25 protein-coding genes are annotated in these 24646 nt (G+C 74.4%); 13 read left to right on the top strand and 12 right to left on the bottom strand.

Annotated features, from left to right (window positions below):
- Nucleotides 1–21 precede the first annotated feature (21 nt).
- The 6 genes from ACZ7JZ_RS07655 to ACZ7JZ_RS07630 form a co-directional block, all read right to left on the bottom strand.
- Entirely contained in the window at nucleotides 22–627 is a 606-nt protein-coding gene (locus ACZ7JZ_RS07655) for a transglutaminase-like domain-containing protein (RefSeq protein ID WP_470934334.1), read from the bottom strand.
- Nucleotides 628–723: 96 nt separating this feature from the next.
- On the bottom strand, nucleotides 724–1785 hold the full coding sequence (locus ACZ7JZ_RS07650; RefSeq protein ID WP_470935217.1) for a threonine aldolase family protein: 1062 nt from the start codon (nucleotides 1783–1785) through the stop codon (nucleotides 724–726).
- Nucleotides 1782–2549: an SDR family NAD(P)-dependent oxidoreductase gene (locus ACZ7JZ_RS07645; RefSeq protein WP_470934332.1), complete on the bottom strand. Its 768-nt coding sequence runs from the start codon at nucleotides 2547–2549 to the stop codon at nucleotides 1782–1784. Before ACZ7JZ_RS07645 ends, ACZ7JZ_RS07650 begins: the two co-directional genes overlap by 4 nt.
- A gap of 26 nt (nucleotides 2550–2575) precedes the next feature.
- The gene (locus ACZ7JZ_RS07640) at nucleotides 2576–3973 is read right to left on the bottom strand and encodes a DUF6421 family protein (protein ID WP_470934330.1); all 1398 of its coding nucleotides are present in this window, start codon (nucleotides 3971–3973) and stop codon (nucleotides 2576–2578) included.
- Between the two features lie 81 nt (nucleotides 3974–4054).
- A complete protein-coding gene (locus tag ACZ7JZ_RS07635) occupies nucleotides 4055–5053 on the bottom strand; it encodes an alpha/beta hydrolase (RefSeq protein WP_470934328.1) in 999 nt (332 codons plus the stop codon).
- Nucleotides 5054–5063: 10 nt separating this feature from the next.
- Entirely contained in the window at nucleotides 5064–6185 is a 1122-nt protein-coding gene (locus ACZ7JZ_RS07630) for an LLM class flavin-dependent oxidoreductase (protein ID WP_470934326.1), read from the bottom strand.
- Between the two features lie 49 nt (nucleotides 6186–6234).
- On the opposite strand from ACZ7JZ_RS07630, the gene ACZ7JZ_RS07625 reads away from it, so the two are divergent.
- Both ACZ7JZ_RS07625 and ACZ7JZ_RS07620 read left to right on the top strand, forming a co-directional pair.
- A complete protein-coding gene (locus ACZ7JZ_RS07625) occupies nucleotides 6235–6906 on the top strand; it encodes a PadR family transcriptional regulator (RefSeq protein ID WP_470934324.1) in 672 nt (223 codons plus the stop codon).
- A gap of 165 nt (nucleotides 6907–7071) precedes the next feature.
- Nucleotides 7072–7755: a glycerophosphodiester phosphodiesterase gene (locus ACZ7JZ_RS07620; RefSeq protein WP_470934322.1), complete on the top strand. Its 684-nt coding sequence runs from the start codon at nucleotides 7072–7074 to the stop codon at nucleotides 7753–7755.
- A gap of 54 nt (nucleotides 7756–7809) precedes the next feature.
- On the opposite strand, the gene ACZ7JZ_RS07615 is transcribed toward ACZ7JZ_RS07620, so the two are convergent.
- Nucleotides 7810–8349, bottom strand: a complete 540-nt coding sequence (locus ACZ7JZ_RS07615) for a GNAT family N-acetyltransferase (RefSeq protein WP_470934320.1) — start codon at nucleotides 8347–8349, stop codon at nucleotides 7810–7812.
- A 103-nt stretch (nucleotides 8350–8452) separates the two neighbouring features.
- On the opposite strand from ACZ7JZ_RS07615, the gene ACZ7JZ_RS07610 reads away from it, so the two are divergent.
- The 4 genes from ACZ7JZ_RS07610 to ACZ7JZ_RS07595 all read left to right on the top strand — a co-directional run bounded on the left by ACZ7JZ_RS07610 (nucleotide 8453) and on the right by ACZ7JZ_RS07595 (nucleotide 11566).
- On the top strand, nucleotides 8453–9001 hold the full coding sequence (locus ACZ7JZ_RS07610) for a DUF5134 domain-containing protein (RefSeq protein ID WP_470934318.1): 549 nt from the start codon (nucleotides 8453–8455) through the stop codon (nucleotides 8999–9001).
- 97 nt (nucleotides 9002–9098) lie between these two features.
- Nucleotides 9099–10034 (top strand): M56 family metallopeptidase, encoded by a 936-nt coding sequence (locus ACZ7JZ_RS07605; protein WP_470934316.1) that lies wholly within the window; start codon nucleotides 9099–9101, stop codon nucleotides 10032–10034.
- A 118-nt stretch (nucleotides 10035–10152) separates the two neighbouring features.
- Nucleotides 10153–10803, top strand: a complete 651-nt coding sequence (locus ACZ7JZ_RS07600) for a phosphatase PAP2 family protein (protein WP_470934314.1) — start codon at nucleotides 10153–10155, stop codon at nucleotides 10801–10803.
- Nucleotides 10804–10915: 112 nt separating this feature from the next.
- The gene (locus ACZ7JZ_RS07595; RefSeq protein WP_470934312.1) at nucleotides 10916–11566 is read left to right on the top strand and encodes a TetR/AcrR family transcriptional regulator; all 651 of its coding nucleotides are present in this window, start codon (nucleotides 10916–10918) and stop codon (nucleotides 11564–11566) included.
- Here ACZ7JZ_RS07595 and ACZ7JZ_RS07590 read toward each other — a convergent pair.
- On the bottom strand, nucleotides 11557–13041 hold the full coding sequence (locus ACZ7JZ_RS07590) for an LVIVD repeat-containing protein (RefSeq protein ID WP_470934310.1): 1485 nt from the start codon (nucleotides 13039–13041) through the stop codon (nucleotides 11557–11559). The genes ACZ7JZ_RS07595 and ACZ7JZ_RS07590 overlap by 10 nt on opposite strands.
- A 151-nt stretch (nucleotides 13042–13192) precedes the next feature.
- Between ACZ7JZ_RS07590 and ACZ7JZ_RS07585 the strand changes: the two genes are divergently transcribed.
- The gene (locus tag ACZ7JZ_RS07585) at nucleotides 13193–13861 is read left to right on the top strand and encodes a DUF305 domain-containing protein (RefSeq protein WP_470934308.1); all 669 of its coding nucleotides are present in this window, start codon (nucleotides 13193–13195) and stop codon (nucleotides 13859–13861) included.
- A 54-nt stretch (nucleotides 13862–13915) separates the two neighbouring features.
- Nucleotides 13916–15277 carry an FAD-dependent oxidoreductase gene (locus ACZ7JZ_RS07580; RefSeq protein ID WP_470934306.1) on the top strand — a complete coding sequence of 454 codons (1362 nt, stop codon included), beginning with the start codon at nucleotides 13916–13918 and terminating at the stop codon, nucleotides 15275–15277.
- Here ACZ7JZ_RS07580 and ACZ7JZ_RS07575 read toward each other — a convergent pair.
- The gene (locus ACZ7JZ_RS07575) at nucleotides 15231–15617 is read right to left on the bottom strand and encodes an ArsR/SmtB family transcription factor (RefSeq protein WP_470934304.1); all 387 of its coding nucleotides are present in this window, start codon (nucleotides 15615–15617) and stop codon (nucleotides 15231–15233) included. The two genes, ACZ7JZ_RS07580 and ACZ7JZ_RS07575, sit on opposite strands and share 47 nt — an antisense overlap.
- A gap of 212 nt (nucleotides 15618–15829) precedes the next feature.
- Between ACZ7JZ_RS07575 and ACZ7JZ_RS07570 the strand changes: the two genes are divergently transcribed.
- The 4 genes from ACZ7JZ_RS07570 to ACZ7JZ_RS07555 all read left to right on the top strand — a co-directional run bounded on the left by ACZ7JZ_RS07570 (nucleotide 15830) and on the right by ACZ7JZ_RS07555 (nucleotide 19830).
- Nucleotides 15830–16906, top strand: coding sequence for an NADH:flavin oxidoreductase/NADH oxidase (locus ACZ7JZ_RS07570; protein ID WP_470934302.1), 1077 nt, complete (start codon nucleotides 15830–15832; stop codon nucleotides 16904–16906).
- 104 nt (nucleotides 16907–17010) lie between these two features.
- Complete coding sequence (locus tag ACZ7JZ_RS07565) at nucleotides 17011–18099, top strand: WD40/YVTN/BNR-like repeat-containing protein (RefSeq protein WP_470934300.1); 1089 nt, start codon at nucleotides 17011–17013, stop codon at nucleotides 18097–18099.
- Between the two features lie 11 nt (nucleotides 18100–18110).
- Nucleotides 18111–18797, top strand: a complete 687-nt coding sequence (locus ACZ7JZ_RS07560) for a uracil-DNA glycosylase (protein ID WP_470934299.1) — start codon at nucleotides 18111–18113, stop codon at nucleotides 18795–18797.
- A gap of 97 nt (nucleotides 18798–18894) precedes the next feature.
- Nucleotides 18895–19830, top strand: coding sequence for a sirohydrochlorin chelatase (locus tag ACZ7JZ_RS07555; RefSeq protein ID WP_470934297.1), 936 nt, complete (start codon nucleotides 18895–18897; stop codon nucleotides 19828–19830).
- A gap of 87 nt (nucleotides 19831–19917) precedes the next feature.
- Here ACZ7JZ_RS07555 and ACZ7JZ_RS07550 read toward each other — a convergent pair whose 3' ends face one another.
- From ACZ7JZ_RS07550 to ACZ7JZ_RS07540, 3 genes are all read right to left on the bottom strand, one after another.
- Nucleotides 19918–20955, bottom strand: a complete 1038-nt coding sequence (locus ACZ7JZ_RS07550) for a lactonase family protein (RefSeq protein WP_470935215.1) — start codon at nucleotides 20953–20955, stop codon at nucleotides 19918–19920.
- 143 nt (nucleotides 20956–21098) lie between these two features.
- Nucleotides 21099–22256 carry a nitric oxide synthase oxygenase gene (locus ACZ7JZ_RS07545; RefSeq protein WP_470934295.1) on the bottom strand — a complete coding sequence of 386 codons (1158 nt, stop codon included), beginning with the start codon at nucleotides 22254–22256 and terminating at the stop codon, nucleotides 21099–21101.
- 91 nt (nucleotides 22257–22347) lie between these two features.
- On the bottom strand, nucleotides 22348–23847 hold the full coding sequence (locus ACZ7JZ_RS07540) for an FUSC family protein (RefSeq protein WP_470934293.1): 1500 nt from the start codon (nucleotides 23845–23847) through the stop codon (nucleotides 22348–22350).
- A gap of 265 nt (nucleotides 23848–24112) precedes the next feature.
- On the opposite strand from ACZ7JZ_RS07540, the gene ACZ7JZ_RS07535 reads away from it, so the two are divergent.
- Nucleotides 24113–24592: an Lrp/AsnC family transcriptional regulator gene (locus ACZ7JZ_RS07535; RefSeq protein WP_470934291.1), complete on the top strand. Its 480-nt coding sequence runs from the start codon at nucleotides 24113–24115 to the stop codon at nucleotides 24590–24592.
- The last annotated feature ends 54 nt before the right edge of the window (nucleotides 24593–24646 follow it).

The raw sequence follows: 24646 nt of genomic DNA, 5'->3' as shown, positions 1-24646 counted from the left end.
GGGCGGACGCCGCACGGGCGCTCAGAGGGCCGCCGGCAGCCGCTCCCACAGCGCGGTGCGGTCGGCGGCCCCCTTCAGGGCGGCGAGGACGGCCGGGTGCGGGGCGGCGTACAGCTGCGGATAGTCGACCTCGCCGAACGCGGGCCGCACGGTCCAGGCGAGCCGCTCCTCCCCCACGGCGAACTGCGCGTCGACGCCGGGCGGGACGTTCCCGCGCGGGTCCTGCCGGGCCCACCGGCCGCTGCCGGGCAGCTGCAGGGCGATCAGCCCGTGGACCACCGGCTGCGAGCCGTCCTCGTCGGCGAGCCGCTGGTAGCACAGGGCCGTGGGGATGCCGCGGGCGCGCAGCAGGGCCGCGAGGGCGTGCGATTTGGCGTAGCAGATGCCGGTGCGCTGCGCGAGAACGTCGGAGGCCCGCCAGGTGACGCGGTCGTCCCCCGCGTCGGCGGAGTGCGGGATGGTGTCGCGGACGAACTCGAACGCCGCTTTGGCGTATACGTATGCATCATGGCCGTGGGTGGCGCTCAGCAGCTCCGCGGTCTCGCGGACCAGCGGGTGCCCGTGGTCGATGGCCTCGTCGGCTGCCAGATAGGCCTGCGGGTCGGGATGGTGCGGGATCGGCTGCATGCGCCGGAGCATAGGCATACCCCCGACCGCAATTCAATGAAATTGCGGTCGGGGGTATATCCATTCAGACCTCGGCGGTCGTTTCAGACCCCGGGCTCAGCGGGCGAGCTCCTCCTTGAGGGCCTGCAGGAAGCCGTCCACGTCCTCGGGCTGCGTGTCGTACCCGCACATCCAGCGGACGTCACCGGCCGCCTCGTCCCAGAAGTAGAAGCGGTAGCGCTTCTGGAGCCGGCGGGACACCTCGTGCGGCAGCCGGGCGAAGACGGCGTTCGCCTGCACGGGGTAGAGGATCTCCACCCCGTCCAGCCCGCGCACGCCCTCGGCCAGCCGGGCGGCCATGGCGTTGGCGTGCCGGGCGTTGCGCAGCCACAGGTCCTTGGCCAGCAGGGCCTCCAGCTGGACCGAGACGAAGCGCATCTTCGAGGCCAGCTGCATGGACATCTTGCGGATGTGCTTCATCTGGCGGACGGCGTCCGGGTTCAGCACGACGACGGCCTCGCCGAACATCATGCCGTTCTTGGTGCCGCCGTAGGAGAGCACGTCCACGCCCACCGTGTTGGTGAACGTCCGCATCGGCACGTCCAGGGACGCGGCCGCGTTGGCTATCCGGGCCCCGTCGAGGTGGACCTTCATGCCGAGCCCGTGCGCGTGCTCGCAGATCGCCCGGATCTCGTCCGGGGTGTAGACCGTGCCCAGCTCGGTGTTCTGGGTGATCGACACCACCTGCGGCATGGCCCGGTGCTCGTCCTCGAAGCCCCAGGCCTCCTGGTCGATCAGCTCGGGGGTGAGCTTGCCGTCCGGGGTGGGGACCGCGAGCAGCTTCAGCCCGGCCATCCGCTCCGGCGCGCCGCCCTCGTCCACGTTGATGTGGGCGCTCTTGGCGCAGACCACGGCGCCCCAGCGGTCCGTCATCGCCTGGAGGGCGGTGACGTTGGCCCCCGTGCCGTTGAAGACGGGGAAGGCCTCCGCGTAGGGGCCGAAGTGACTCCGGATGATCTTCTGGAGGTGCTCGGTGTACTCGTCCTCGCCGTACGCGACCTGGTGGCCGCCGTTGGCGAGGGCGATGGCCTCGAGGACCTCCGGGTGCACGCCGGCGTAGTTGTCGCTGGCGAATCCGCGCACCGCCGGGTCATGGTGCCGGCGGGCGTCGGTCCTCAGGGTTGCGGGGTGAGCCACAGACGCTGTCCGTTCACTTCCGGGGCGGGCCGCTCCCACACGGAGGTGATGGCCTCGGCCAGCTCCTCGACGTCGGTGAAGCCCGCGAACTTCGCATTCGGGCGCTCGGCGCGCATGGCGTCGTGCACCAGTGCCTTGATCACCAGGATCGCAGCCGCGGCCTTCGGCCCCTCCTCGCCCCCGGCCTTGCGGAAGGAGTCGGCGAGGGACAGGGTCCAGGCCTCGGCGGCCGCCTTGCCGGCGTTGTACGCGGCGTTGTTCGCGACGGGCTTGTGCGCGCCGGACTGGCTGATCAGCACGTAGCGGCCGATGTCGCTGCGCAGCAGGCCGTCGTGGAAGGCCAGCGAGGTGTGCTGGACGGTGCGGATGAGGAGCTTCTCCAGGAAGTCCCAGTCCGCGAGGTCGACGTCGGTGAAGGTCTTGCTGCCGCGCCAGCCGCCCACCAGGTGGACGAGCCCGTCGATGCGGCCGAACTCCTTCTCGGTGCGCTCGGCCCACGCCTTGGTGGCGTCGAGGTCGAGCAGGTCGACGGTGTCGCCGGTGACGGTCGCGCCGCCGTGGGCGTAGCGCGCCGCGTCGACCGCCTCGGCGAGGCGGGCCGGGTCGGCGTCGGAGGCCACGACCGTGGCCCCCGCCTCCGCCAGGCGCATCAGCGCGGCGCGGCCGGCGGGGCCGCCGGCCCCGGCCACTGCGACCACCGCTCCGCCGAGCGGACCGTTACCGTTGCCGTTTCCAGAGCCGTTCATGCCTGCTGCCTCCTCCGCGTGACCGCTCACGCGGCGATCCGCTCGGTGCCCTCGGCCGTGATGCCCTTGGTGGAGGCGATCACGCCCTTGAGCTTCTTGGCGAGTGCCTCAAAGAACATGCTGAGCGGAAACTCGTCCGGAAGCACGTCGTCGACCAGCTTGCGCGGGGGCTGGGTCAGGTCCAGGGCGTCGGGGCCCTTGGCCCACTTGGAGCCCGGGTGCGGGGAGAGGTACGTGGAGACGAGCTCGTACGCCTTGAACCAGTGGACCAGCTTCGGGCGGTCGATGCCGTCGCGGTAGAGCTTCTCGATCTCGCCGCAGAGCTGGTTGGTGACCACGGGGGCCGCCTCCCAGTCGATCTTGAGCTTGTTGTCGGTCCAGCGGATCACGTCGTGCTTGTGCAGGTACGCGAAGAGCAGCTGGCCGCCGAGGCCGTCGTAGTTCCGGTTGCGGTCGCCCGTGAGCGGGAAGCGGAACATCCTGTCGAACAGGACGGCGTACTGGACGTCGCGGCCGTGCTCGTTGCCCTCGGCGTCGAGCTTCACGGCCTCCTTGAAGGCGGTGAGGTCGCAGCGCAGCTCTTCCAGGCCGTACATCCAGAACGGCTGGCGCTGCTTGATCATGAAGGGGTCGAACGGCAGGTCGCCGTGGCTGTGCGTGCGGTCGTGGACCATGTCCCACAGGACGAAGGCCTTCTCGCAGCGGTCCTGGTCGCCGAGCATCACACGGATGTCCTCGGGCAGCTCCAGGCCGAGGGTCTCGACGGCGGCCTCGGTGACCTTGCGGAAGCGGGCGGCCTCGCGGTCGCAGAAGATGCCGCCCCAGCTGAAGCGCTCGGGGGCCTCGCGCACGGCGATGGTCTCCGGGAAGAGCACGGCGGAGTTGGTGTCGTACCCGGCGGTGAAGTCCTCGAAGGTGATGCCGAGGAAGAGCGGGTTGTCGTACCGGGTGCGCTCCAGCTCGGCGAGCCACTCGGGCCACACCATCTTCAGGGCCACGGCCTCGAAGTTGCGGTCCGGGTTGCCGTTCTGCGTGTACATCGGGAAGACCACGAGGTGCTGGAGGCCGTCGGCGCGCTCGGCGGCCGGCTGGAAGGCCATCAGCGAGTCCAGGAAGTCCGGTACGGCGAAGCCGTCGGCGACCCACTTGCGCAGGTCGGAGACGAGGGCCCGGTGGTAGTCCGCCGCGTGCGGCAGCAGCGGGGAGAGCTCCTCCACCGCGCCGACCATGCGCTCGACGGCGGCGGCGGCGGCCTCCCGGGTGGGGGCGCCCTCCGCCTCGAAGTCGATCGAACCGTCCTTGGACTGCCAAGGCCGGATCTCCTCCACGGCGGCCTTGAGCACGGGCCACGCCTGGTGGTCCACCACCCGCGCAGCGGCGGTTATGGCGCCACCGCCCACACCCGGCACAAGAGTTTCCGTCATGTCACTTCCTCCACAGGAGAACCTCGCGTTAAGACAGCGTATGCATGCGAGGCTCTCCTGCTCAAGAGGGGGATCAACAAATTATCCTGCCGACACCCCCTCTTCGCCGGAAGACTTCCCGCAGCCGACGGTGGCGGCGATGAGTTCCCCCACCCTCGCCCAGGCCTGCCGGGCCGGCTCAAGTCCCTCTCGAAAAGCCAGGAATCCGTGGAACATGCCCTCGCGGAGGTCCACGCTCACGGGGGCCCCGCACGCGGCCCGGGCCCGGGCGAAGGCGTGGCCGTCGTCACAGACCGGATCGCAGCCCGCCAGGACCAGATGGGCGGGCGGCAGGGCCGCCAGGGCCCCGGGCCCGGCGCCCAGGGGCGAGGCCAGCGGGTCGCGGCGGTCCCCGCCGGGCCCGAGGTACTGCTCCCAGAACCACCGCATGTGCGCGGTGGTCAGGTAGTAGCCGCGCCCGTAGCGGCGGTACGAGTCCCCCGCCATGGCGGCGTCGAGCGCGGGGTAGAGCAGCACCTGGAGGGCGACGGGCGGACCGCCGCGCCGGGCGGCCAGCAGGAGGGAGGAGACGGCGAGGGCCGCGCCCGCGCTGTCGCCCGCGACGACCAGGGCGCCGGGGTCCCCGCCGAGCCTCCCGAGGTGCTCCCCCGCCCAGCACAGCGCCGCGTGGGCGTCCTCGACGGCCGCGGGGAAGCGGTGCTCGGGGGCCCTGCGGTAGTCCACGGACACCACGGCGGCCCCGCCGGCCCGGCACAGGGCCCGCGCGGTCCGGTCGTGGGTGTCGAGGTCGCAGAGCACGAACCCGCCGCCGTGGCAGAACACCACCGTGGGCCGCGGCCCCGGCCACTGCCGCGGATCGGGCAGGTAGACCCGTACGGGCAGGGGCGGGGCCCCCGGCGGCCCGGGGACCGTACGGTCGGAGACGGAGCCGACGGCCGGCGGCTCCCCGGCCGGCCGCGGGGCCGCGGCGAGGATCCGCCGGGCCTCGGCGGCGCTCGTGACCCGCCCGCCGAGGTCGGGGAAGGCGGCGGCCAGCGCGTCGGCGTACGGGCGCGCGGCGGGGTCGAGGCGGTCGGTCACGGCCCGGCCCTCAGGCCGACCGGAAGTGCGGGATGACCTTCCCGCCCCACTGCCTCAGGGTCTCCAGGCAGGCCTCCTGCGGGACGGTGCCCATCTGGACCAGGCACATGACCTCGTCGGCCCCGGCCGCCCCGAGGCGCTCCACGTAGGCGATGGCGTCGTCGGCGGTGCCGTAGGCGTGGTCGGCGTGGAAGGTGGCGGTGGCGGTGGGCCGCACCGGGATCTGCTGCTCGTGGAGGCGGGCGGCGACCTGCTCGGCGGCCCGGCGCAGCTCGCGTGCCTCGTCGGCGCCGTGCACCACGGCCTCGTCGGGGATGCCCGCGCCCCCGTACCAGTGGCCGATGGACTGGGCGAAGAAGCGCTGCCCGCGGAGCCCGGTGCGCCGCGCCTGCTCCCGGTCGTCGAGCACGATCGTGGGACAGAGGACGGAGAAGTGGTCGTTGACGGCCGTGGAGACGAAGCGCGTGCCGTCGCGGGCCGCGCGCGCCCCGTCGTAGACCTTCCTCATCTCCGCGATCGACTCCGGGCCCGCGAAGCCCATCACGAGGGCGCCGATGCCCAGCTCGGCGGCCTGGACCAGGGTCTCGGAGCGGGAGCAGGCCAGGAAGAGCGGCGGGTGCGGGCGCTGGCTGGGCCGGGGCAGGACCGGGTGCGGGTCGATGTCGATGAGCTCGCCGTGGTACTCCAGCTCCTCCTTCTGCCAGGCGCTGCCGATGATCCGCAGGGCCTCCTCCACCTCCTGCGCGGTGCGCGCGGGGTCCACCCCGCACAGGGAGGTCTCCTGGCGGGTGCCGCCCCGGCCGGCGCCGAGGTCGAGGCGGCCGCCGGAGAGCAGGTCGAGCATGGCGGCGCGCTCGGCGACCCGGACGGGGTGGTTGAAGTGGAAGGGCATGCAGACGACTCCGTGGCCGATGCGGATGGTGCTGGTCCTGGCGGCGACCCAGGTGAGGAAGACCTCTGGAGCGCTCATGTGCGCGTACCACTTCAGCGAGTGGTGCTCGACGGCCCAGATCCGGTCGAAGCCCATCTCCTCGGCCAGGACCGCCTGCTCCACGCAGTCCCGGATGACCTGGTGCTCACGTTCTACGGTGGGGTCGGCAAGCTGCGCCTCGAAGATCACGGAGAATTTCACGGTGCCTCCAGGATTGCGTCCCGCGTCCGGTCTTACTTCAATTCGGAATATGACTAGTAGTCACATCGCGAAGAAGCAAGAGAAGCAGCAGGACCTTCCGGCGACGGCCTGGGCCGTGCTCGGGCTGCTCTCCTTCCCGGGCGAGCGCACCGGCTACGAGCTGAAGAAGTGGGCCGACGCCTCCCTGCACTTCTTCTACTGGTCGCCCGCGATCAGCCAGATCTACGCCGAGCTGCGCCGCCTGGAGGGGCTCGGGTACGCGCACTCCCGCCGCTCCGGCCCCGAGGAGGCGCGCGCCAAGCGCCGGTACGCCATCACGCCCGCGGGCCGCACCGCCCTGGCCGGATGGGCGGCGGACACCTCCGAGGCCGGCCCGCCCGTGCTCAAGCACGGGCTGCTGCTGCGGGTCTGGCTCGGGCACCTCGCCGACCCCGACCGGCTGCGCGGGCTGGTCGCCGAGCACATCGCGCGCACGCGCGCGGAGCTGGCGGAGGTACGGGAGGCCCTGCACCAGACCCGCGACGTCCCGCAGTGGGCCTTCCCCGGGCTGGCCCTGAAGTGGAGCGAACGGCAGCACCTGGCCGAACTCGACCTGGCGGAAGCCCTGTTGGCCGATCTGGACGCGGCAGCCGCTGGCCGGGGCCCCACCGGCGGGCCCGGGGCCGCCGCCCCGCAGCACGGAGATCGTCAAGGCCCCGGGGACGCGCCCACCCCCGGGTGACCCCGGCAGGGGGCGCGGGCCGTACGGGCGTGGCGGGAAGGAGCCGCGGTCCCCCGGACGGACCGTGCACGCCCGGTTTCATTCCGCGACCGGAGGACTAGGCTCCCTGTCGCGCACCCGGTCAGGGCCGGCGCGCGAGCCGCCGTCGACGGAAGCGAGAGAACCTTGACTTTCCTCACCATCGGTCACCGCGGGGTCATGGGCGTGGAGCCCGAGAACACACTGCGGTCCTTCGTCCGAGCGGAACGATCCGGCATGGACGTACTCGAACTCGACCTCCAGCTCAGCAAGGACGGCTCCCTCGTCGTGATCCACGACGCGGAGGTGGACCGCACCACCGACGGCACGGGCGCCGTCGCCGACCTGACCCTCGCCGAACTGCGCGAGCTCGACGCCGGTCTCGGCGAGCAGGTCCCGGTCTTCGAGGAGGTCCTCCAGGCCGTGCGCGCCCCCCTGCAGGCCGACGTCAAGGACGTGCCTGCGGCCCGGGCCCTCGCGGAGCTCATGCTCCGCCGGGACCTGACCGCGCGCGTGACCGTCTCCTCGTACCACGACGCGGCCCTCACCGAGATCGCGCGCCTGGTGCCCGGGGTGCGCACCACCCTGATCGCGGCCCGCTACGGCGAGGACGTCATCGACCGGGCCCTCGCGGCCGGGGCCGAGACCCTCGCCCTCAACATCCGCCGGCTCACGCTGGAGACCGTGGAGGCCGCGCACGCGGCGGGGCTGCGGGTGGTCGGCTGGGTGGTCAACACCCACGAGCACCTGCGGCTGGTACGGGCCCTCGAACTCGACGGCGCGACCACCGACCTGCCCGAGATCCGCCTGACCGGCCGCTTCACGGCCTGACCCGGCCGACCCGCCCGCCCCCGGCCGCAGGGCCCGCACTCCGGCGGCCGGGGCCTACAGCGGCTTGGCCAGGACCACGAACTCCAGGTCCTCGCGCTTCGGCACGCCGAACCGCTCGTCGCCGTACGGGAACGGGCTGGTCTCCCCCGTGAGCGCGTACCCGCGCCGCACGTACCAGGCGATCAGCTCGTCGCGCACGTTGACCACGGTCATCCGCATCTGCCGCGCGCCCCACAGCTCGCGGACCCGGCGCTCGGCCTCGGCGATGATCACCTTGCCGAGGCCCGCGCCCTGGAGCACCGGCCGGACCGCGAACATCCCGAAGTACGCGTGGTCGCCGCGGTGTTCGAGCTGGCAGCAGGCCACGATCTCGCCCTCGCGCTCGACCACCATCAGCACCCCGTCCGCAGCCGCGACCACCGCGCGCACCCCGGCCTCGTCGGTGCGCTGGCCGTCGAGGAAGTCGGCCTCCGTGGTCCACCCGGCCCGGCTCGCATCCCCCCGGTACGCCGACTCGACGAGCGCCACGAGCTGCGGCACGTCCTCCTCGGCGGCGGTGCGGAAGCTCAGGCCGTCCTGTGTGCGGGTCTCCATGGGGCGCGTACTCCGTTCCGTGGGGCGCATTGTCTGCGGCGAGCCTAACCCGCCCTGCCGCAGGGAATCCTCCGGTGGTACCCGTCCTCCGGGAGGTCCCGCCGTGCACGGTCCCTCGACGTCCTCGTGGCTGCTGGTGGTCCTGTGCGCGGCGAGCGGCGCCTACTGCCTGGTGCGGCTGCGGGCGCCCACCGCCCGGGAGCGGGAGGCCGCGGGGGCCGAGGCGGTGATGGGCTTCGCGATGGCCGCCATGGCCCTGCCGGTGGCCGCCGGGGGCCCGCCGGGGCGGGTGTGGCTGCTCGGGGCGGTCTGCGGGGGCGCCGCGGTGCACGCGCTGTGGCGGGCCGGGCGGCCCGCGGCGGACGGGGGGCACGGCCGGCACCACCTCCACCACCTGGTGGGCTCGCTCGCGATGCTGTACATGGCCGTGGTGATGGCCCAGGGGCACGGCAGCGCCGGGGTCCCCGTGCTGACCGGCGCCCTGCTCCTCTACTACGCGGGGTACGTGCTACACGCGGGGGTCCGCCTGGTGCCGGAGCCGGCCGGGGCCGGGGCGGGGGCCGCGGCGGGCGGCGGGGGGCGGGGGGAGCTGGTGCGGGCCTGCCGACTGGCCATGGGCATGGGCATGTTCGCCATGCTGCTGGCCCTCTGAGGGCCGGAACCCGCCGGCGGCGGTATCCGACGTGTCCTCCGTCACTCGGGGCCCGCGCGCGTACCCCCGCCCGCCCGGCCGCTCATAGGCTGACCCCATGATGGTCCCCGCCGCACTGCTGCTGCTCGGCGTCCTGACCGCTCTCGCGGCGCCCCGGCTCCTCGCCCGGGCCGACTGGCCGGAACGAGAACCGGTCGTGGCGCTGTGGGTGTGGCAGTGCGCGGTCGGCGCGGTGCTGCTGTGCTTCGCGCTCTCGATGCTGCTGAGCGCCGCCGCGGCCTGGCAGGCCGTCCGGGGCCGGCTCTTCGCCACCGCGCCGCAGGGCGTGGCCGAGGCGTACGGGTTCGGCGCGGGCGGGCCCTGGGCCCCGGTGACGGCGCTGGTGCTGGCCGGGGGCGCCGTGTGGACCGCGGCGATGCTCGCCCGGGAGGTGCTGGGGGCCCGGGCCCGCCGCCGCCGGGGCCATGCGGAACTGCTGGAGCGGGCGCCGCTGCTGCCGGGCGAGGAGCCCGCGGGCGAGCGGCTCGTGGTCGTGGAGGCCGACCGGCCCGGGGCCTGGTGGCTGTCGGGCCCGGCGCCGCGCCTGGTGGTGACCACGGCGGCGATGCGCCGGCTGAAGGGGCGCCAGCTGGACGCCGTCCTCGCGCACGAGCAGGGGCACGCGGTGGCCCGGCACGACTGGCTGCTGCACTGCTCGGGGGCGCTCGCGGGCGGATTCCCGCAGGTCCCGGTGTTCGCGGGGTTCCGGGACCAGGTGCACCGGCTGGTGGAGCTCGCGGCGGACGATGCGGCCTCGCGGCGGTACGGGCGGCTGACCATCGCGCTGGCGCTGGTCGAACTCAACGAGGACCGCGGGGTGTTCGGGCCGTGTGCGCACGGGCACGGGCACGTCTCCCAGCGGGTGCGCAGGCTGCTGTCGGCGCCCGCGCGGCTGCCCGCGGCCCGGCGGCTGCGGCTGACGGCGGCCGCGGCGCTGGTGCCGGCGGTGCCGCTGCTGGTCGCCTTCGGGCCGGGGCTGACCGCGCTGGCGTAGGCGGTCCGTTCCGGGGCTGAGGCGCCGGCGGCGGGCCGGCCGTTCCGGTTGAGGCGACAGCGGGGGTTCCGCGCGGCCGTGTAGGACCGGGGGGACCCGGCGTGCCAGGATCTCGGGCATGCGCGCTGCGAAGACCGCTCCCTGGTGGACCGCTTCCGTATGCCTGGCCCTGGCGGCCGCCTTGACCGTTCCGGTCGCGGCGGGCTGGGGCCCGCTGGTGGAGCTCGACCGGCTGGCGGCCGAGGAGCTGCACCGGGCCGCGGTCGACCGCCCCGCGGTGACCAGGGCCCACCGGGTGCTCTCGGACTGGGTGTGGGACCCCTGGACCATGCGGATCCTCGCGGTGCTCGCGGCCGTGCTCCTGCTGCGGCGCGGGGCCCGGCGGCCCGCGGGGTACGTGCTCGGGGCCACGGCGGCGGCCGCAGCGGTGCAGCAGGGCACGAAGGCCCTGGTCGGCCGCGAGCGCCCGGTGTGGCCGGATCCCGTCGACTCGGCCCACTACGCGGCCTACCCCTCGGGGCACGCGATGACGGCGGCGGTGGTCTGCGGGCTGCTGCTGTGGGCTGCGGGGTGCGCACTGCCCGCGTGGGCGGCCGCGACGGCGTGGGCCGCGGCGGCGGTGTCCGTGCTGGGCGCGGGCTGGACCCGGCTGTGGCTGGGGGTGCACTGGCCGACCGACGTGCTGGCCGGGTGGCTGCTGGGCGCGGCGGTGGCGGCGCTCGCCGCCGCCCTCGCGTCGCGGGCCGGTACCGGCCCGGGGGGTGGGTGATCCCCCGCGTCACCCACCCCCGCGGGCCGGCCGCCTCCGGTGGCACCCGTGAGTGCGCCCGGCGCGGTGCGCTGAGTATATTGGCCCGGAGCCAGTCAACGCAGGAGTAAGCATGTCCCCGCGCAGCGCATCGGTCAATGAAGAATTGCGCAGACGCTCACGGGAGCGGCTGCTCCAGGCCACCGTGGAGCTCGTCTCGGAGCGCGGCTACGAGGCCACGAAGCTCTCGGACGTCGCCGACCGGGCGGGCGCGGCCCGCGGCCTGGTCTCGTACTACTTCCCGGGCAAGCGGCAGCTGCTGCAGTCCGCGGTGCACCGCCTGATGCACCTGACGCTCCAGGAGGCGCTGGAGCGCGAGCCGGTGCCGCAGGGCCCGGACGGGGGCCGGGAGGGGCTGGCGCGGGCCGTGGACGCGATCCTCGGGCTCGCCTGCGCGCAGCCCGTGCTGATGCGGGCGCACATGGCCGGGATCCTGACCGCGGAGGGGTTCGTCCAGTGCCCCGAGCAGCAGCGGCTCGCGGAGCTGCTGCGCGGGACGGTGGCCCGCTACGGCGCGGCCGAGCCCGCCTCGGACTACCCGCTGCTGCGGGCCCAGCTGATGGGGGCGGTCTTCGCGGTGCTCCTGCCGGGGGCGCCGATGCCGGTGGAGCGGCTGCGGGCGGAGCTGTTCCAGCGCTACGGGCTGGACTGGGACATGGGTGTTCCGCCGGGCGGCGGGCCGCCCGGCGGAACGGTGGTGCGGGGTGGTGCGGGTCAGCGGTAGTCGGGCTGGGTCTGGACGTTGAGCCGGTCCATCTCCACCCAGCGCGCGCTGTCGGTGCGCTTGTCGTTGATCTCCAGGACGTCGAAGCCCTTCGCGATGTCGCTGGAGTAGATGTAGCCGTTGTAGTAGTAGGCGGACCAGGAGCCGCCGGTGGCCATGGTCTCGGTGCTCAGCGGGCCGCGCTCGAAGAAGGCGATCTCCTTCGGCTTCGCGGAGTCGGTGAAGTCCCACACGGAGACGCCGCCCTGGTACCAGGCCTGGACCATGATGTCGCGGCCGCCGCCGACCGGGATCAGCGAGCCGTTGTGGGCCACGCAGTTCTCGGTGTCGGCCTGGTGCCGGTCGATCTTGAAGTAGCTGCGGAAGACCAGCTTGCGGTGGTCGCCGCGGCCGGTGATGTCGTAGATGCCGTCCGCACCGCGCTTCGGGCCGGTCGCGGCGTTGCAGGTGGCGCCGCCGCCGCCGCCGAGCTCGTCGGTGAAGACGACCTTGGTGCCGCGCTCGTTGAAGGTGGCCGAGTGCCAGAACGCGAAGTTCACGTTGTCCTGGACCCGGTCGATGACCCGCGGCGTCTCGGGCCTGCTGATGTCGAAGATGATGCCGTCGCCCATGCAGGCGCCGGCGGCGAGCTTCTTCGACGGGAAGACCGTGATGTCGTGGCAGCCGGTGGTCTTGGAGACGCCCGGGTTGTCGGGCGCGCCCGGGTTGCCGCCGTCCGGGAAGAGGACGGGGAAGCCGACGACGGCCGCCTTCTCGGGGGCGTGCTTGGGGACCTTCACGACCGAGATGCCGTCGTGGGGCGGCTTGCAGTCGGGGAAGGCCTCGCTGGGCGAGTAGGACGAGACGTAGAGGTAGATGTCTCGGCCGCCGGGCACCAGGGTGTTGGTGTGCGAACCGCAGGCGGTCTCGACGGCGGCGACGTACTTCGGGTTCCGCTTGTCGCTGACGTCGAAGACCTTGATGCCCTCCCACGAGGACTTCTCCGTCGCGGGCTGCGAGGTGCTGCTGCAGGAGTTGTCGTTGCGCGAGGAGTCCGTCGAAAGGAACAGCAGGTTGCCCGAGACGCTGACGTCGTTCTGGCCGCCGGGGCAGAGCACCTGGCTGACGACCTTGGGGGCCTTGGGCCGCTTGATGTCGTAGATGACGAAACCGTCGTAGTTGCCGACGTAGGCGTAGTTGCCCTGGAAGGCGATATCGGTGTTGAGGCTCTGCAGGGCGCCCTTGGGCAGGTTCGCCAGGTGCTTGATGTTCGCACTGTGGACGATCTGGTCCTGGCCGGGTATGTCCCCGGCCTGTATCGCCGCACGGGCGGCCTTCTCGGCCTCCCGCGTGACCTGCCCGGCGGCCGGCGCGTCGCCCGGGTCCGGAGTGGCGGACGCCGGGCCCGCCACGAGGAACGTCGCCATGAGCCCGGCCGCGGCCGCGGCCACCCCCAGACGTCGGCGCCGCACTCGTGTGGTGTGCAACGAAGTCACTTGTGCCCTCCCTTGAGTCCGTTCATCGTGGGAACGGATCACGAAGCATGACCCACGGCAGTATGGTCCCCAGCGTGCACATGGCAATAGATGTCAGACGGTGCCGATCGTTCGCATACTGGTACGCCAAGTCCCGGAGGGGGAAACACGAATGATCAATCGTCATGTGAAATTCAAGATTCCGGTTGTGGCCCTGCTCGCGGCCCTGGCCCTCGCGGGGTGCCGGGACGGGGACGGGGGCGACGCGTCCGGCAAGGGGACCGCGGCGGGCGGGCCGCAGGTCATCGCCCCGGGCAAGCCCGGCGAGCCCGCCCGGACCCTGACGCAGGAGGAGGCCGCGAAGGAACGGCCCGACGACTCCCCCAACCAGGCCGACTACGGCTACGTGACCGGGATGGTCGAGCACCACAAGCAGGCGCTGACCATGAGCGCACTGGCCCCCGGGCGGGCCGGGTCCGCGCAGGTCAAGCGGCTGGCCGAGCGGATCGCGGGGGCCCAGGGGCCCGAGATCGGCGCGATGGAGGCCTGGCTCGCCGCGCACGGCGGGGCGGAGGCCGCCGCGAAGCAGGGCGGCGGGCACGCGGGCCACACCGCCATGGCGGGGATGGCCACGCCGGAGCAGCTCGCCCAGTTGCGCCGGGCGAAGGGCGGGGCCTTCGACGCGCTCTTCCTGAAGCTCATGATCGCCCACCACTCCGGGGCGCTGACGATGGCCGGGGAGGCCCTCGCGGACGGGAACAACGTGGCCGTCGAGGAAATGGCGACGGAAGTGGTGGCCCAGCAGACCGCCGAGATCCACCGGATGCGCGCCATGGGCTGACGCGCCCCCGCCGCGGTGGCATGCTGAAATCCACCCTGCGGAAGGAGCACCGCCGTGCTTCGTGTCGCCGTCGTCGGTTCCGGCCCGAGCGGGGTCTACACCGCCCAGACCCTCGTCCAGCAGCGCGCAGTGGCGGACGTGCGGGTCGACGTCCTGGACCGGCTGCCCTGCCCGTACGGACTGGTCCGCTACGGGGTCGCCCCGGACCACGAGAAGATCAAGTCCCTCCAGGGCAGCCTGCGCACGGTGCTGGAGGACGAGCGGATCCGGTTCCTCGGGCATGTGGAGGTGGGCGGTCCGCAGCTTTCCGCCGCCCGGCTGCTGGAGCTGTACCACGCGGTCGTGTACTGCGTCGGGGCGGCCCGGGACCGGCGGCTCGGCATCCCCGGCGAGGAGCTGGCGGGGGTCCGCTCGGCCACGTCCTTCGTGTCCTGGTACAGCGCGCACCCGGACGCCGCCGAAGAGGCCTTCGGGCTGGGCGGGGTCTCCTCGGCCGTGGTGATCGGCGCGGGGAACGTGGCCGTGGACGTGACCCGCATCCTGGCCCGCGGCGCGGCCGAACTCAGCCCCACCGACATGCCGCAGCCCGCCCTCGGGGCGCTGGCCGCCAGCGGAGTGCGCGAGGTGCGGATGGTGGCCCGACGGGGGCCCTCGGCGGGCAAGTTCACCACGAAGGAGCTGCGCGAGCTGGGCGGACTGCCGGGGGTGGCGGTGACCGTGGACCCCGCGGAACTCGCCCTGGACCCGGCGTACGCCGATCCCGCCCGGCTGCCGGCCGTGAACCGGCGCAACGTGGACGTGCTGCGCGCCTGGGCCGCCGCGCAGGCGGATCCGGCGGCGGCCGCCGGCGCCGCGGAGCGGAGCATCGGCCTGCGCTTCTTCCTGCGGCCGGCGGAACTCCTCGGCGGGGACGGGCGGGTGCGGGCCGTGCGCTTCGAGCGGACGGCCCCCGACGGCCGCGGCGGGGTCGCCGGCACCGGCGCGTACGAGGAGGTCGAGGCGCAGCTCGTACTGCGCTCGGTCGGGTACGAGGGGGTCGCGATCCCGGGCCTGCCCTTCGACGCGCGCCGCTGCACGGTCCCGCACGCGGCGGGGCGGGTGCTGCGCGACGGGGCCCCGTCTCCCGGGGAGTACGTCGCCGGGTGGATCAAGCGGGGGCCGACCGGGGTCATCGGCACGAACCGGCCCTGCGCGAAGGAGACGGCGAACTCGCTGCTCGCGGACGCCGCGGCGCTGGCCGCCCGGTCGCTGTCCGGGGACCCGCTGGAGGCGTTGCGGGCGGCGGGTCGGGAGCCGGTGGAATGGCCCGGCTGGCTGGCCATCGAGCGGGCCGAGGCGGAGCTGGGGCGCGCGCTCGGCCGCCGGTCGGTCAAGATCCCGGACTGGGCGGGGCTGCTGGCGGCCGCTCGGGGCTGAGGCGGGTCTCCTCGGCCGCCGCCGCGCGCAGCACGCTGTCCAGCAGGCCCGGGAAGAGCCGGTCGAGCTCCGCCCGGCGCAGGCCGTTCAGCTTCGCCGTGCCGCGGTAGGCCTGGCGGACCACCCCGCTCTCGCGGAGCACCCGGAAGTGGTGCGTGCTCGTCGACTTGGTGACGGGCAGCTCGAAGTACGAGCAGGCCACCTCGGCCTCGGCGGCGGCCAGTTCGCACACGATCCGCAGCCGCACGGGGTCGGACAGGGCGTGCAGGACCCCGTCGAGGCGGATCTCCCCCGGCTCCGGGTGGTCGAGCGTACGGGCGGCGGCTGCCGGATCGTTCACTGCGCGTCTCCACTCCCTCGGGCCGGCGTCCCGGCCGGCCCCTCGCGGCCCGCACGGCTGCGGCGGACCCTCCCATGATACGAAATCCCTCGTACTACGAAGCGCGTCGTAGTACGATGAATCTCGGACTTAGCCGCTCCCGGCACACCCCGCCGCACGGCCCAGCCGCCACCTTGGCACGCCCGCCGCCGGGCGAGAACGGAGTCTCCCGCATGAGCGCCCTCTTCGAGCCGTACGCCCTCCGCTCGGTCACCGCACCCAACCGGGTCTGGATGGCACCGATGTGCCAGTACTCGGCCGCACCCGAGGGCCCGGCCGCAGGCGCGGCCACCGACTGGCACTTCGCCCACTACGCGGCCCGCGCGGCCGGCGGCACCGGGCTGATCCTCCTGGAGGCCACCGCCGTCACCCCCGAGGGCCGCATCTCGCCGTACGACCTCGGGCTCTGGAACGACACCCAGGCCGAGTCCCTGCGCCGGATCACCGGCTTCCTCAAGGAGCAGGGCGCGGTGGCGGGCATCCAGCTCGCCCACAGCGGGCGGAAGGCCTCCACGGACCGGCCCTGGCTCGGCGGGAAGCCGGTCGGGCCGCAGGAGCACGGCTGGCAGCCGGTGGGCCCGAGCCCGCTCGCCTTCGACACCGGCCACCCGGTTCCGACCGAGCTGACGGCCGACCAGATCGACACCGTGGTACGGCAGTTCGCCGATGCAGCCCGGCGGGCCCTGGACGCCGGATTCCAGGTGGCCGAGGTCCACGGGGCCCACGGCTACCTCATCGGGGAGTTCCTCTCCCCGCACAGCAACCGGCGCACGGACGGGTACGGCGGCTCCTTCGCGCACCGCACCCGCTTCGCCCTGGAGGTCGTCGACGCGGTCCGCGCGGTGTGGCCCGAGGAGCTGCCCCTCTTCTTCCGCATCTCCGCCACGGACTGGCTGGCGCAGGGCGGCTGGACCGCGGAGGACACCGTGCGCTTCGCCGCCCTGCTGCGCCAGCGCGGCGTGGACCTCCTCGACGTCTCCACCGGCGGCAACGCACCTCGTGTCGAGATCCCCGTCGCCCCCGGCTACCAGGTGCCCTTCGCCCAGCGGGTCCGTACGGAGACCGGGCTGCCGGTCGCGGCCGTCGGCCTGATCACCGAGCCCGGGCAGGCCGAGAAGATCCTCGCCAACGGCGAGGCCGACGCGGTGCTCCTGGGCCGCGAGCTGCTGCGCGACCCCTACTGGGCCCGGCGCGCGGCCCGCGAGCTCGGCGCCGGGGTGCGCACGCCGGGGCAGTACGGCCGCGCCTGACCGGTCGCTGTCGGTCCCCGGGTGCACAGTGGACGGTAAGGCGGGGGACGGACGGAAGACGACGGGCGCCCGGGACGGCGCCCGCGAGGCCGGAGGCACGCGCTATGACCGACGTACTGCTCACCGTGGGCACCCGCAAGGGGCTGTTCCTCGGCCGCCGCTCCGGCGGCCGCTGGAGCTGGGACGGGCCGCACTTCAACGCCCAGGCCGTGTACGCGGCCGCCATCGACCGCCGGGGCCCCGCCACCCGGCTGCTGGTCGCGGGCGACAGCACGCACTGGGGCCCCTCGGTCTTCCGCTCGGACGACCTGGGGGCCACCTGGACCGAGCCCCCCGCCCCCGCGGTGAAGTTCCCCCAGGACACCGGGGCCTCCCTGGAGCGGGTCTGGCAGCTGCACCCGGCGGGGCCCGCCGCCCCGGACGTGGTCTATGCGGGCACGGAGCCGGCCGCGCTGTTCCTCTCCGCGGACCGCGGCGAGAGCTTCGAGCTGGTCCGGCCCCTGTGGGAGCACCCGACCCGGGACCGGTGGGAGCCCGGGGGCGGCGGCGAGGCCGTGCACACGGTGGTCACCGACCCGCGGGACCCGGACCTGGTCACGGTGGCCGTCTCCACGGCCGGGGTGTTCCGCTCCCGGGACGGCGGGGCCCGCTGGTCCCCGTCCAACCGGGGCGTCTCGGCGGTGTTCCTGCCGGATCCGGACCCGGAGTTCGGCCAGTGCGTGCACAAGATCGCCCAGGACGCCGGCGACCCCGACCGCCTCTACCTGCAGAACCACTGGGGCGTGTACCGCAGCGACGACGCGGGCGGGAGCTGGACCGACATCGGCTCGGGCCTGCCCTCCGACTTCGGCTTCGCCGTGGCCGCCCACCCCCACCGCCCCGGCACCGCCTACGTCTTCCCGCTCAACGCCGACTCCGACCGCGTCCCCGCCGGCCGCCGCTGCCGCGTCTACCGCACCTCCGACGCGGGCGCCACCTGGGAGCCGCTGGGCAGCGGCCTCCCTGAGGGCGAGCACTTCGGCACGGTCCTGCGCGACGCCCTGTGCACCGACGACGCCGACCCGGCGGGCGTGTACTTCGGCAACCGCAACGGCGAGGTGTACGCCAGCGCGGACGACGGCGACACCTGGCAGCTGCTCGCCTCCCACCTCCCCGACGTCCTCTGCGTGCGCGCGGCCGTGATCGGCCAGTAGAGTGACCCGGCGTGACCGCACGACCGTTGAACGAAATCGTCGAACCCGGCTGGGCCCGGGCGCTGGAGCCGGTGGCGGGGCAGATCGCCGCCATGGGGGACTTCCTGCGCGCGGAGATCGCCGCGGGGCGCACGTACCTCCCCGCCGGCGCGAACGTACTGCGCGCGTTCCAGCAGCCCTTCGACGAGGTGAGGGTGCTGATCGTCGGACAGGACCCGTACCCGACCCCGGGGCACGCCGTCGGACTGTCCTTCTCGGTGGCTCCCGAGGTGCGGCCGGTACCGGGCAGCCTGGAGAACATCTTCCGGGAGCTGCACGGGGACCTCGGCGCCCCCCGGCCGGCGAACGGCGACCTCACCCCGTGGACCCGGCAGGGCGTCCTGCTCCTCAACCGCGCCCTGACCACGGCCCCGCGCAAACCGGCCGCCCACCGCGGCAAGGGCTGGGAGGCCGTCACGGAACAGGCCATCCGGGCCCTCGCGGCCCGCGGCAAGCCGCTGGTCTCCATCCTGTGGGGGCGCGACGCCCGCAACCTGCGGCCGCTGCTGGGCGATCTGCCCGCCGTGGAGTCCGCGCACCCCTCCCCCATGTCCGCGGACCGCGGCTTCTTCGGCTCGCGGCCCTTCAGCAGGGCCAACGACCTGCTGGTACGCCAGGGCGGCAGCCCGGTCGACTGGAGCCTGCCCCCGGCAAGTTGAAGCGTATCTGACATTCAACGGATAAATACGGACAGATGCCGCTCGACCGCCCCCTGCCCGAACAGCCGGTCCGGGAAAACCAGTAGCATGCGGCGCCATGAGCTCCCCCACTGGGCCCGCTGGCCTGCCTGTACGAATGCCGCGCCCCCGTCAGACCGGACGGCACCGCCGTCCCGAGCCCGCGACGGCGCCCGAGGGCGCGCCCGCGCTGGTGCTGGCGGTGCCCGGGGCCCCGTCGGCCGCCTCCCGCTCGCTGGCGGAGGAGACCCTGAGCATCGCCCGCTCCGAGCTGCCCGGGCTCGACGCCCGGATCGGCTTCCTGGAGGGCACGTCCGACACCGCGGGGATCACGGACGAGTTCCCGACCCTGCAGGCGGTCCTCGGCGCGATCGCGTCCGACCGGGCCGCGCGCCTCGAGTTCGCCCGCGCGGCCGGCCAGGAGGTCGCCGCCCCGCAGGGCCCCGACGCCGTGGTGGTCCCGCTCCTCGCGGGCCCCGACGGCGACCTGCTGCGCCGCTTCCGGCAGGCGCTGATGGAGAGCACGGCCGCCGCCGAGCTGGCCGAGGTCCTGGGCCCGCACCCGCTGCTCGCCGAGGCCCTGCACGTGCGCCTGTCCGAGGCGGGCCTGGCCCGTGCGGACCGCGCCCGGCTGTTCACCGTGGCAACGGCCGCAGACGGCATCATCCTGGGCACCGTCGGCGGCGAGGAGGCCGTGCAGACCGCCGGGATCACCGGGATGCTGCTGGCCGCCCGCCTCGCCGTGCCGGTGATGGCCGCGGCGCTGGACCAGGAGGGCTCGGTGGCCTCGGTCGCCGAGCAGCTGCGCGGTTCCGGTTCGGTGCAGCTGGCGCTGGCCCCGTACGTGGTCGGCCCGGAGGCCGCCGAGGGCCTGCTCGACACCGCGTGCAAGGAGGCCGACTGCGCCGCCGCCGAGGCGCTGGGCGCGTACCCGGCCGTCGGCAAGCTGGCCGTGGCGAAGTACTCCGAGGCCCTGGGCCTGGCCCAGCCCTCGCAGGGCGCTCCGGTCCGCTGATGCAGCCGAGGAGGGCCCGCTTCCCCCGACGGGGAGGGCGGGCCCTCTCGCGTACCGCCCCCGTCGGCGGGGGACGCAACCGGGCTGTCAGGCGCCGGCGAAGACCACGCAGGAGGCCGCCGGGACGGGGGTGCTGCCGGCCCGTACGGGCATTCCGGTCGCCGGGTCCACGTCGAACCAGGTGACGTCGCCGGAGCGCTCGTTGGCCGCGTACAGGCGCCGCCCCGAGGGGTCGAGGACCAGGTCGCGCGGCCAGTGGCCGCCGCAGTCCGCCGTACCGGCGGCCCGGACCCGCTCGCCGTCGCCCCCGTCGAGGTCGAACACGGCGATCGTGTCGTGGCCGCGGACCGCGGCCCACAGGCGGCGCCCGTCGGGCGCGACGGCCAGGGCGGACGGATAGCCCCGTACGCCGGGGTCCGCTTCCGGGGCCACGGGGACCTCGGCGACCGGCTCCAGCGTCCCCGCCTCCCCGTCCCAGCGGCAGACGGTCAGGACGGGCTCCAGCTCGCCCAGGACGTAGAGCACCCGGCCGCCGGGGTGGAAGGCCAGGTGCCGGGGTCCGGTGCCCGGCCGCAGCGCGGTCTCGGAGTGCAGGACGGGCCGCCCGGTCCCGGGGTCCGGGGCGCAGACCCGCAGCGAGTCGGTGCCGAGGTCGACGCTGAGCACCCAGCGGCCGCCGGGGGCGGCGACGACCTGGTGGGCGTGCGGTTCCCGCTGCCGGTCCGCGTCGGGGCCCGAGCCCTGGTGCTCCAGGACGCGGGCGGGACCCGCGAGGGCGCCGCCCTCGGTCCGGGCCAGGGCGGTGACGCTGCCGGAGCCGTAGTTGGCGGTGAGCAGCCAGGGGCCGGCCACACACAGGTGGGTGGGGCCCTCGCCGGCCACCGGTACCGCGGGGGCGAGCAGTTGCGGGCCCTCCGGGGTCAGGGCGAAGGCCGCGGCGGCTCCGGCCGCGGCCTCGCTGACGGCGTACAGGACGGGCGCGTCCGGGGCGAGGGCGAGGTAGGAGGGGTCCGCGAGGGCGCCGGTGACCCCCAGGACGGTGAGGGCTCCGGTGTGCGGGTCCACGGCGGCGGTGGTGACGCCCCGGCCGCCCGCGGAGGTGAAGGAGCCGATGTACGCCCGCACGGGCCCGTCCGCTGCGGCTGCGGCGGTACGCGCGCCCGACCCGGCCCGCTCGTCGTGCTGGTCCTGCTGGTCGTGCACGGGAACTTCCCCTCTCCCGCGGGCCGGTGTGGCCGGCCCCGTCCGTGGGGCCGACCGTAGCAGGTCTAGACCTTCCCCAGTCCTTCCCCCCGGGCGCGCGCCTCCGCGTCGGGGTGGTGCACGTAGGCGGGGGTCCGCTCGGTGGTGTCGTACGTGCGGTGGAAGACCGGGGTGGCCGATCCGGACATCGGGGGCACGATCCAGGACCAGTCGGCGCCGACCTGACGGCCCTTGCGCTCCTCGCGGTCGAGGTGGGTCATGAACCGGCGGGCCTCGGTGTGGTGGTCGGCGATGGTGACCCCGGCGCGGTCGAAGGAGTCCAGGACCGCGCGGTTCAGTTCGACCAGGGCCCGGTCCTTCCACAGCGAGCGGTCGCTGGAGGTGTCGAGCCCGAGGCGCTCGGCCACGGCGGGCAGAAGGTCGTAGCGGTCGGTGTCGGCGAGGTTGCGGGCGCCGATCTCGGTGCCCATGTACCAGCCGTTGAAGGGGGCCGCGGGATAGCGGACCCCGCCGATCTCCAGGGTCATCCCGGAGATGGCCGGGACGGCGTGCCAGCGCAGGCCCCAGTCGGTCCAGCGGTCGCCCTCCGGGTGCTCGACGGGCACTTCGAGGACGGCGTCCGCGGGCAGCTCGAACCAGCGGGGCTTGTCGTCGCAGCCCTGCACCACCAGGGGCAGGAGGTCGAAGTGGGTGGGCGGGCCTGCGGGGCCGGGCCAGCCGAGCCGGCCCAGGGCCCGGGTGAAGGCCTCGTTGCGCGGGTCCCCGAGGGGGCGCCCGTCCCGCTCTCCGTGGCCCGCGTAGCGGATGAGCTGCTCGTTCCAGATGACCGGGCCGGGGCGGCCGGGTATGTCGGGGGCGAACACGGTGATGGTCGGGCGGATCCGGCCGCCGTTGGTGGCCTCGCGCAGGTGGTCCGCGCAGGCCGCGGCGATATCGTCGGCGCCGGTGAGCCCGCGCAGGTCGCGCACGCGCAGCGACTGCCAGTACAGGCGGCCGATGCAGCGGTTGCTGTTGCGCCAGGCCACCCTGGCGCCGTGGGCGAGCTCCTCCGGCGTGTGCCGGTAGGTGCCGAGGACGTTGATCTCGTCCCGTACGTCGTCGAGCCGGGTCCGCAGGTCGCCGGCGCCGGGGTTCTCCCGGTGGTGCAGCCTGATGAACTCCTCGGCGGCCGTCCAGACCTGGGCCGCTGTCTTCGGCCGCTGGTGCAGTTGCAGAGCTTCCATTCCGGTCGGTAACCCCCCTGTCCGGCCGGTTCCACGCCTGGCCCTGCCGGATGAACGTGCTGTGGACGAGGACCCTCGCGCCCGCCGCGGGTCAGGCGGGTACGAGGGGTGCGCGCGGGCTGGTGTGCAGCGGTGCGGCCAGTTCGGCGAGGGCCCGCTCCAGGTCGGCGAGGTGGGCCAGGGCCGGGTCGGCCGCGGTCTCCCGCTCCTGCGGGGCGGGCTCCTCCCGGACCGCCCGGCGCCCGGCCTCCCGCTGCACGAGGACCTCCACGGCGTCCTCGACCCGCGCGCAGGCGATGGCGAGCCGGGAGTCGTGCGAGGCGACCGGATCGGCGGCCGCGGCCGCCAGACCGCGCACCTGGCGGGCGCAGTCGTCGAGGAGCGCGAGCACCTGCCGGGCCCGCGCCTTGCGGGCGCGCAGCGGGCTCAGCGGGTGGACGAGCGGGGCGAGGGCCAGCCGGGCCCGGCCCAGGAGCAGCTCCAGCTCCGCCGCGTGGGGGGCGGGGTCCGCTTCGGGGTCCCCGGCCAGCCGGCGGGCGCTGGCGGTGGTGCACTGGCGGACGCAGAGCAGGGCGCGCTGGATCCAGGCCTCGTTCGCCGCGTGCGTGGTCACGGGCAGCACCAGGACCACGGCGAGGGCCGCGCCGAGGGCGCCCACCGCGGTCTCCTCGAAGCGGAGGAGGAGCAGCCCGGGGTGGAGCACGCCGAGCAGCCCGTACAGGAGTCCAGCCATGACGGTCACGAAGAACATCATCCAGCTGTACGAGGGGGCCGCCGTGTAAAAAATGCCGAACACGCACACGGCGACGAGAAATGCGGTAGGGGCGGGTGCGCCGTGCAGCGGGACGGCCACGACCAGGCCCGCGACGATGCCGAGCAGGGTGCCGAGCACCCGGCGGAAGCCCCTGACCAGGGTTTCTCCGCGGGAGGTGGTGTTCACGAAGATCCACCAGGCGGTGCCGACGGCCCAGTACCAGCGGTCCTCGGACAGGACCTGCCCCAGGGAGAGGGCGAAGGCGCAGGCCAGGGTGGCCTGGATCGCCTGCCGGGTGGTGGGCCGGGCGAGCCCGCGGCCGGGCAGCGGGGCGGGGACGGCGGGGGGCGGGGTGCGCCGCTCGATGGGCCACAGCACGAAGCGCACGGCCGCGGAGGCGGCGAGGGCGATCCCGACGGCGGCGAAGAGCTCGGGGAGCTGGGCGGGGAGCGCGTGCAGGAACTGCGTGACGAAGAACATCATGAACGCGAAGATCCCGAGCGCGTGGCCGCGCGGCCCCCAGCGCCGGGCGTAGACCCCGCAGAGGACCACCGCGAGGAAGGCGGCGTCCCGGGCGAGCGGGACACCGTGCAGGGTGGTGGCCAGGGTGAGCACGGGGAATCCGGCCGCGGGGAGCAGGGCGGTGGTGGCCGCCTGGGCGCGGACGGCGGGGTCCAGGACCGTGAAGAGGGCCAGGAGGGCCGCCAGGCCCCCGGTGATGGAGGCCGTCAGGGAGAGCCCGGCCAGTTCGGCGGCGGCGACGGCGAGGCCGACGCCGACGACGGCGCGCAGCGAGTTCCTGAGCCTCAGGCGCCCCGGGTCCGGAGCAATGAACATCCTCTTCACGGCGCTCGGCCGCCCCCTCGTGGTGCTCGGCTCGCCGCGCGCCGGGACCGCCGGGGTGGGGGCGGCCCGGAACACGACGAAGGCACCGCGGTCCGGATCCGGCCTCGTCGCCGTCCGGCGCTGCGCGGCGCCAATGGTGCATGGGTACACCACAGATAAACATCTAAAGCGTGGATGGCTCAACAGAGCCCTCCAGGACTGTGCCATTGGTACAGTCATCCGCAGAAAATCTCAGCCGGAGGGAGGCCATCGGGCCATGGCAGTGGACGAGCTCGACACCCGGATCCTGCGGCTCCTGCTCGAACAGCCGCGGACCAGCGTGCGCGAGTACGCCCGGCTGCTCGGCATCGCCCGCGGCACCCTCCAGGCCCGGCTGGACCGGCTGGAGCGCACCGGGGTGATCACCGGCACGGGTCCGGCCCTCTCCCCCGCGGCCCTCGGCCACCCGGTCCTGGCCTTCGTGCACATCGAGGTGACCCAGGGGCACCTGGACGAGGTGGGCGAGGCCCTGGCGGGCGTACCGGAGATCGTCGAGGCCTTCTCGATCACCGGTGGCGGGGACCTGCTCACCCGCGTCGTGGCGCGGGACAACGCGCACCTGGAGGACGTCATCCAGCAGCTGATCCGGCTGCCCGGGGTGGTGCGCACGCGCACGGAGGTGGCGCTCCGGGAGCGGGTGGCCCACCGGCTGCTGCCGCTGGTGGAGTCCGTGGGCCGGAGCGCGCGGCGGGCCTGAGATCCTGGTGGGGGGAAGCACGCCAGGCAGGACTCCCACACAGAGCAGGACGGC

Source organism: Streptomyces sp. NPDC038213, assembly GCF_055600495.1.
Note: the sequence above shows the minus strand (reverse complement) of the source record. Positions and strands in the feature narration are given on the sequence as shown.